Below are 6711 nucleotides of genomic sequence, written 5' to 3' on the forward strand. Positions count from 1 at the left end.
CCACCGCGCCCTCCCCGGCCAGCGAGGCGGCCCGCCACCTCGCCGCCACCTATCCCGCCCCCCTCTCGCACCTGCGCCTCGCCCGGCGCGCCTGCCTCATTGTCCCGCTCCTGATCCTGCCCATTCTCGCAGCCGGGCGGTTCAGTCTCGGAGTCATCTGACATGCGTGGTTACTTCTCGATCGGTTCGGAACGCATTTCCAAGCCAATGAATCTCGGCGCCCTGATGCGCACCGCCAATGCCTTCGGCGCCAGCTATGTCTTCTCGATTGATGCCGACCACCGCCTGCGCGACGCCTATCAGGCCGACACGTCGAAGTCGGCAGGCCAGATCCCCTATTACCAGTGGGATTCCATCGATGACATGCAGATGCCCAAAGGATGCCAGCTGGTCGGAATCGAGCTCACCGATGACGCGGTCATGCTGCCCACCTTCCGCCACCCGCCGCAGGCCGCCTACATCCTCGGGCCGGAAAAGGGCAACCTGTCGGACGGGATTCTCGCCCGCTGCGCCCATGTCGTGAAAATCCCGACCAAGTTCTGCATCAATGTCAGCCTAGCGGGCGCGATGGTCATGTATGACCGCCACCTCTCCATGGGTGGCTATGCCCCCCGCCCCATCATGCCGGGCGGCACAAGCGGCGAAGGCAAGCCAGCCGGCCGTGGGCGCCGTTGAGACGGAAAGCGCAGGACAGGTCCCCGTCTCTTTGATATATTTTGCGCAACAAGGGGGGCAGTTGAATGACACAAGACGTCGCATGGCCGGCAAAGACGCGCGAACTCCACAGCCATCATTTCGATTCCACGATCTGGAACGAGTTCAAGTTCCGCGATGACGACATCATCATATCAACCTATGGCAAGGCCGGGACGAGCTGGACCCAACAGATGATCGCCCAGATGATGTTCGGCGGCGACCCGGAACTGGCGGTTGCGGAAATGTCGCCCTGGCTCGACCTGCGCGTTCCGCCGAAACAGGTGAAACTGCCGGAAGTCGAAGCCCAGACACATCGCCGCTTCCTGAAGACCCACCTGCCCGTCGACGCGCTCGTCTTCTCGCCAAAGGCCAAATACATTTATATCGGCCGCGACGGACGGGATGTTGTCTGGAGCCTCTACAACCACCACGCCAATGCCAATGACCTCTGGTATGACGCCCTCAACAATACGCCGGGCCGCGTCGGGCCGCCGATCGACCGCCCCCCGGCAGACATCCGCCAGTACTGGCATGAATGGATGGACAAGGACGGCTTTCCGTTCTGGCCGTTCTGGGAAAATGTCCGCAGCTGGTGGGCAATCCGCGACCTGCCGAATGTCATGATGATCCACTTTTCCGACCTGAAACGCGACATGCCGGGCGAGATGCGGAAAATGGCCGCCTTTCTCGATATCGAGATCGACGAGTCCCGCTGGGACACGATTGTCGACTATTGCTCATTCGACTGGATGAAGGCGAACGCCACGAAAAGCGTCCCGCTCGGCGGCGCCTTCTGGGATGCTGGTGCCGAGGTCTTCATCAACAAGGGCGTCAATGGCCGCTGGGCTGACACGCTGAGCGCCGGGGAATCGGCCGCCTATGAGGCGCGGGCCCGGCAGGAACTGGGCGATGCCTGCGCCTTTTGGCTGCAAACCGGCCAGCACGTCTGATCAGCGCGGCGGCACCAGCGGCTTGTCCGTGATGACGGCGAGATTGCCGGCGCCCGGCACGAAATTGGCCTCGAGGCGAATGCCGTCCGGGTCTTCGAACAGGACCGAATAATAGCCCGGCGCCCACGGCCCGTCATACGGGGCCGTCACGATCCTGGCGCCCATGTCCACCAGCGCGGCGTGCAGCGTATCGACATCTTCCCGGGACCGCAGGCGGAAGCACATATGGTGCAGGCCGACGCGCCACTGGTCAAAGCCCGTGTCCCGGTGTTCTGCGGCGGCTTCCCGGATGAGGACGCCCGTGCGCCCGCCAATGCAGTAAAACGTACTTTCATCGTCGTACTGGATCGTCATGCCGAACGTGTCATGCAGCAGCGCGCGGTAGAAGGGCCGGCTGCGATCGAGGCTTTTCACCGTCAGCTGGACATGGGCGATGCCATTGATGTCGATCATGCCTCATGCCTCCCGCGCAATGCCCGGCAAGTATGCGCGACATTGGAGATCATGGACATGCAAAAAACGGAATTACTGGCCCAGCAGGCGCTGGATCATGCCCAGCGGTCCGGTGAATTTCAGGCCGCCATCGCGCAGGGCCAGCGCAAAGCAGATATCGCCCTCATCGCCCACCGGACGGTGCGTATCGTCCGGCCCGTTCACGACGAGGTCACCAGGGCCATAGCTGCCGAGCGCGTCGCTGAAGCCCCCCGCGATCACGAGCGTCAATTCGATTCCGGCATGGCTGTGCCGCGGCACAGCCGCGCCCGGTTCGATCCGGTAGAGTTCCACATGCATCGGACTGTCGATTTCGAGCGACATGCGGCGGATGCCCGGCACCGAAGCCTTCCAGCGTGACGATGCACCGGCGGCCCGCCGGATCGGCTCTGGCAGCGCGGACACGTCTTCAATGGCGCCCGCACGCGGCGCCGCCGGTGAGAGGGCGTCGATGAGCGCCATCGTGCTGTCAAGCGCGCCAGCCCGCATGGCAGCCGGCTCGGCTGTCTCGAGCAAAGCGCCTGACACGGCTTCGCTTGCCGCCACCAGTTCGCACAGGTCAGGGCGCAGCATGGCCTGGGTTTCGACCAGCAGGGCAAAGGCGGGGTCCAGCGAACCGGCCCCATAGGCGCTGTAGAGCTCACTCATCGGATAATCATTCCGGCGGGTCATGTCATGGCTTCCTGTGTCGGGCCGAAAATTCTATTCGGGTGCATCAAGGCCTCCCCGCATGCGCGCAAAGGCCAGCCTGATGCGGCTCTTGACGGTGCCAAGCGGCAAGTCGAAGGCTTCCGCAATTTCCGAATGCGAGAGGCCATCATAAAAGGCGGCTTGCAGCAGGACCAGTTGTTCCTGCGGCAGTGTGGCGAGCTGCGCGCGGACCTGTTCTTCCATCTGGCCGCGTGAGACGGCCGCGTCGGGCTGCTCGGCGGCGGGCGGCTGAAGCATGGGTTCATCCGGTTCCAGCGCCGGCTTGTTCGTGCGCCGCTGCACGTCGATCCGGCGATTGCGGGCGACGCGGAAAATCCATGTCGAAACCGACGCCTGCTTGCGGTCATACATGCCGGCCTTGCGCCAGACGGTGACCAGGACGTCCTGTGCCAGTTCTTCCGCTTCAGATTCCGACGCGCCCAGGCGCAGCATGTAGCCCTTCACGCGGGGCGCAAAGAACTCGAACAATTCGGCAAAGGCCTCGCGTGACTCCTCGTCCGCGATGCGCTCCATGCAATCGGCATGGCGCTCGCGCTGCTCCAGGTCAGCCGTGCGGACGATTGTTGTGCTCAAGTCTGGTTCCTCTGGCCCTGTATCCGGCAGTATCTGCCGCCTGCTGGTGAGGCGCAACCATGCATGATGCTATTCGCCGTAACTGCAACGGGTTCGAGACCGTCGTAGTTTGGCCTTAACTCTCATGCCATAAGACAGTTGTTGCAGCCTTCCATGGGGATTTCGAATTGAGCATGAAACAGGAACTTTCACGTCGCAATCGATATGCCGCGCTCGGGGTGCTGGCAGCCATCACAATCCCGTGCGCAGCCGCCGAGCCGACAGCCATCGGCCGGTTCAACGACTGGTCGGTCTTCACAGACACCGCCGGCGGCGAAACGGTCTGCTACGCGGCCACCACGGCCACGGACAAGGCGCCCCGCTCGGCCGATCATGGCGAAGTCTGGTACTATGTCACCAACTGGAAATCCGGCCGCGCCCGCAACCAGCCGAGCCTCAAGGTCGGTTTCGACCTGCGCGAAGACATCACCGCCAAGGCCAGTATCGGACGTTCCTCCTGGACCCTGTTCTCGGTCGGACAGGAAGCATTCGCGGATGATTCCGATGACCGCCGCATCGTCGATGCCCTGAAAAAAGGCTCGGAGCTTCGCATCGAGGCCGTCTCTGCCCGCAACACGCAGGTTGCCTACCATTTCTCGCTCAAAGGCTCATCCGCCGCGATCGACAAGGCCGCCGCCATCTGCCGCTAGTCCGTGTCCGGCAAGGCGAACTGGCCCATCCGCCGGCCTTCCGCCGCCCTGTAAGGCGCCAGGATTTTCGGCAGATCCGCCGTGTAGTCGCCACTGGTTCGCAACGGCCCGGCCAGGCGGACCGTACGGGATGGATAGTCCAGCACCGACATCAGCAGCGGCACACCCGCCGAATGGGCAATATGATAATAGCCGCTCTTCCAGGCGGCATTGCGCGACCGGGTCGCCTCCGGCGCGACAGCCAGGAACAGCGTGTCGGCCGCATCGAACGCCGCGTGCATCTGTGACACGATATCGCTCGATTTCGAGCGTTCGACCGGGACGCAGCCGCTGCGCTTGACCAGCCAGCCAAGCGGCCCGTCTGTCAGCGATTTCTTGCCCATATAGCTCAGCTTCACGCGATACCAGCCTGCCACGGCCAGCATGTCGAACCCGTCCCAGTTGGATGTGTGCGGCGCCGCGATGACGACCATCTTTGGGTCCGCCGGCCAGTCGTCCAGCAGGCGCCAGCCCCCCAGCCACAGGTACAATCCACATAGCCAGTGAATGATCTGCGACCCGAAACCCCGGTAGGGCGCGGGCCGTCCGAACCGTTTCGAACCGGGTTTTGGGGCAGGGCCGGAATTTGACATCGCGACACGTTCCACGGTTCGGCCCTGAATGGCCAGAGCGAATGTGGCCAGCGATGAGCGATTCCTCTATGACCGCATCCAGACTGAACGGAGAACCCATCCCATGAATATCGGCTTCATCCTGTTCCCGAATGTCACCCAGCTCGATTTTACCGGCCCGCTCCAGGTGCTTCACCGCATGCCGGGCGCGGTGACGCATATCCTGGCGAAGTCTCCAGACCCCGTGCCGAGCGATTGCGGCCTGTCCCTCGTCCCGACCGGCACATTTGCCGGCGCGCCAGGGCTCGACATGATTGTCGTGCCCGGCGGCTTTGGCGTGGTCGAGGCGCTGGGCGACGCCGAAACCGTGGACTTCATCCGGGCATCCGGCGCGTCGGCCAGCTATGTAACGTCTGTCTGCACCGGCGCCTTCCTGCTGGGGGCCGCAGGCCTGCTCGACGGCAAGCAGGCCACCACGCACTGGGCCTATACCTCCCTCCTGCCCCTGGTCGGCGCGGCCCATGCGCCCGGACGCTGGGTGAAGGATGGCAATACCTATACGGGCGGCGGCGTCACGGCGGGGATCGACTTCGCTTTCGGCATCATGGCCGATATCTGCGGCCAGCAGGTCGCCGAGGCGATTCAGCTTGCCGTGGAATATGACCCCGCCCCGCCTACGCAGACCGGCCACCCATCGCGCGCCAGCGGCAAGCTGATGGCCATGATGGCCACGCGCTATGATGATCCGGTCAAGGCGATGCGCGCGGCCATTTCCGGCTGACGCCATGAAAAACGCCCGCTGGCGCAGGGCCGGCGGGCGTCAATTCATTTGGCCTTATCGGGTAGCAATCAGCTTTCGGTGATTGGCGTCAGGATGATCTCGACGCGGCGGTTGGCGCGGCGGCCAGCTTCCGTCGAATTGTCGGCGATTGGCTGGGTTTCACCGAAGCCGTACGCCTGAAGGCGAACCGGGGTCACACCCTGGTTGATCAGGTAGGACTTCACCGAATTGGCGCGGCGCTCGGACAGGGCCTGGTTGTAGGCATCGTCACCATCGGAGCTGGCGTGACCGATAATGTCCACGGCGGTCGACGGATAGTTGACGAGAGTCGTCGAAACATCGTTCAGTGACGCGTAGAAGCCCGGAAGGATTTCAGCGCTGTTCACGTTGAACGTGACGTTCGAAGGCATGGTCAGGGCAATCTGGTCGCCATTACGTGCGACTTCGATACCGGTACCGGCCGTTGCGGCACGAAGCTCACGCTCCTGCTTGTCCATGTAGGCGCCTGCTGCGCCGCCAGCGATCGCGCCAACAGCAGCACCGATTGCGGCGTTGCGGCCATCGTCGCCACCTGCCAGCGTACCCAGTCCAGCTCCGGCGATGGCGCCTGCGGCCGAGCCGATCATGACGCGGTTACTTGGGCCGGTTTCACAGGCAGCGGGGATCATGGCAAGCGCGAGCGCGCCCAGAACGAGATATCTCATGGAATTCCTCCAGTTTTTGGGCGTCGTTTCGCAGTCAGCCCCGTTGAAAGCGTTATACTAATACGCGTTGCCGGGCTTTCGGTTGCACGTGTGGCAAATTAAAGGCTGCCACATTACATCGTGTCCATATTGCCCTGCCCTCGGCGGTTCCTGCGCCGATTGCGCCATGCTATAGCGCAAATCGATGACAATCACACTTGATCTCTCGCAACGGCCCGGCCAGCCCAAGGGCCCGCAATCCCTTGCGGGCATGCCCCTGCCTGTGCTGAAGGCAGAACTTGAGGCCATGGGGCTCGACCCGAAAAAGGCCTCCATGCGCGCCAAACAGGTCTCGCGCTGGAGCCAGTATTTCGGCGCAACCGGCTTTGACGTCATGACCGATATCGGCAAGGAGCTGCGCGCCGAACTGGCCGGGCGTTTCACGCTGGACCGGCCGGAAATCGCGGATCATCAGGTGTCGAAGGACGGCACGCAGAAATGGCTCGCCCGTTTCGCGCCGGGCGT

Annotated in this window: 9 protein-coding genes and 1 pseudogene; 5 read left to right on the top strand and 5 right to left on the bottom strand. The window is 63.3% G+C overall.

From position 1 onward, the window contains the following. Positions 1-162 precede the first annotated feature (162 nt). Positions 163-675, top strand: coding sequence for an RNA methyltransferase (locus VR74_RS04100; RefSeq protein WP_045694636.1), 513 nt, complete (start codon positions 163-165; stop codon positions 673-675). 65 nt (positions 676-740) lie between these two features. Next, entirely contained in the window at positions 741-1646 is a 906-nt protein-coding gene (locus VR74_RS04105; RefSeq protein ID WP_045694638.1) for a sulfotransferase domain-containing protein, read from the top strand. Here VR74_RS04105 and VR74_RS04110 read toward each other — a convergent pair whose 3' ends face one another. The 3 genes from VR74_RS04110 to VR74_RS04120 form a co-directional block, all read right to left on the bottom strand. After that, a complete protein-coding gene (locus VR74_RS04110) occupies positions 1647-2099 on the bottom strand; it encodes a VOC family protein (protein WP_045694639.1) in 453 nt (150 codons plus the stop codon). 72 nt (positions 2100-2171) lie between these two features. Next, positions 2172-2810, bottom strand: coding sequence for a ChrR family anti-sigma-E factor (locus VR74_RS04115; protein WP_299949553.1), 639 nt, complete (start codon positions 2808-2810; stop codon positions 2172-2174). A 30-nt stretch (positions 2811-2840) separates the two neighbouring features. Beyond that, complete coding sequence (locus VR74_RS04120; protein WP_299949555.1) at positions 2841-3422, bottom strand: sigma-70 family RNA polymerase sigma factor; 582 nt, start codon at positions 3420-3422, stop codon at positions 2841-2843. Between the two features lie 173 nt (positions 3423-3595). On the opposite strand from VR74_RS04120, the gene VR74_RS04125 reads away from it, so the two are divergent. Next, a complete protein-coding gene (locus VR74_RS04125; protein WP_045694640.1) occupies positions 3596-4111 on the top strand; it encodes an invasion associated locus B family protein in 516 nt (171 codons plus the stop codon). Here VR74_RS04125 and VR74_RS04130 read toward each other — a convergent pair. Further along, complete coding sequence (locus VR74_RS04130) at positions 4108-4743, bottom strand: 1-acyl-sn-glycerol-3-phosphate acyltransferase (RefSeq protein ID WP_299949557.1); 636 nt, start codon at positions 4741-4743, stop codon at positions 4108-4110. The two genes, VR74_RS04125 and VR74_RS04130, sit on opposite strands and share 4 nt — an antisense overlap. 28 nt (positions 4744-4771) lie before the next feature. Here VR74_RS04130 and VR74_RS04135 point away from each other — a divergent pair, with 28 nt between their 5' ends. Continuing rightward, positions 4772-5503: a DJ-1/PfpI family protein gene (locus VR74_RS04135; protein ID WP_299949559.1), complete on the top strand. Its 732-nt coding sequence runs from the start codon at positions 4772-4774 to the stop codon at positions 5501-5503. 68 nt (positions 5504-5571) lie between these two features. Here VR74_RS04135 and VR74_RS04140 read toward each other — a convergent pair whose 3' ends face one another. After that, positions 5572-6207, bottom strand: a complete 636-nt coding sequence (locus VR74_RS04140; protein WP_045694643.1) for an OmpA family protein — start codon at positions 6205-6207, stop codon at positions 5572-5574. A gap of 184 nt (positions 6208-6391) precedes the next feature. Here VR74_RS04140 and VR74_RS04145 point away from each other — a divergent pair. Further along, a pseudogene (locus VR74_RS04145) lies at positions 6392-6711 on the top strand (23S rRNA (adenine(2503)-C(2))-methyltransferase RlmN); the annotation flags it as partial.

Origin of the sequence: Hyphomonas sp. BRH_c22 (assembly GCF_000961795.1) — a bacterium.
In the GTDB taxonomy this organism is placed as follows: Bacteria; Pseudomonadota; Alphaproteobacteria; order Caulobacterales; family Hyphomonadaceae; genus Hyphomonas.

Coding starts and splice junctions, on each gene's coding strand:
- VR74_RS04130 (WP_299949557.1), bottom strand. CDS start 4,743: ATGTCAAATTCCGGCCCTGCCCCAAAACCCGGTTCGAAACGGTTCGGA.
- VR74_RS04140 (WP_045694643.1), bottom strand. CDS start 6,207: ATGAGATATCTCGTTCTGGGCGCGCTCGCGCTTGCCATGATCCCCGCT.
- VR74_RS04110 (WP_045694639.1), bottom strand. CDS start 2,099: ATGATCGACATCAATGGCATCGCCCATGTCCAGCTGACGGTGAAAAGC.
- VR74_RS04135 (WP_299949559.1), top strand. CDS start 4,772: ATGGCCAGAGCGAATGTGGCCAGCGATGAGCGATTCCTCTATGACCGC.
- VR74_RS04100 (WP_045694636.1), top strand. CDS start 163: ATGCGTGGTTACTTCTCGATCGGTTCGGAACGCATTTCCAAGCCAATG.
- VR74_RS04115 (WP_299949553.1), bottom strand. CDS start 2,810: ATGACCCGCCGGAATGATTATCCGATGAGTGAGCTCTACAGCGCCTAT.
- VR74_RS04125 (WP_045694640.1), top strand. CDS start 3,596: ATGAAACAGGAACTTTCACGTCGCAATCGATATGCCGCGCTCGGGGTG.
- VR74_RS04105 (WP_045694638.1), top strand. CDS start 741: ATGACACAAGACGTCGCATGGCCGGCAAAGACGCGCGAACTCCACAGC.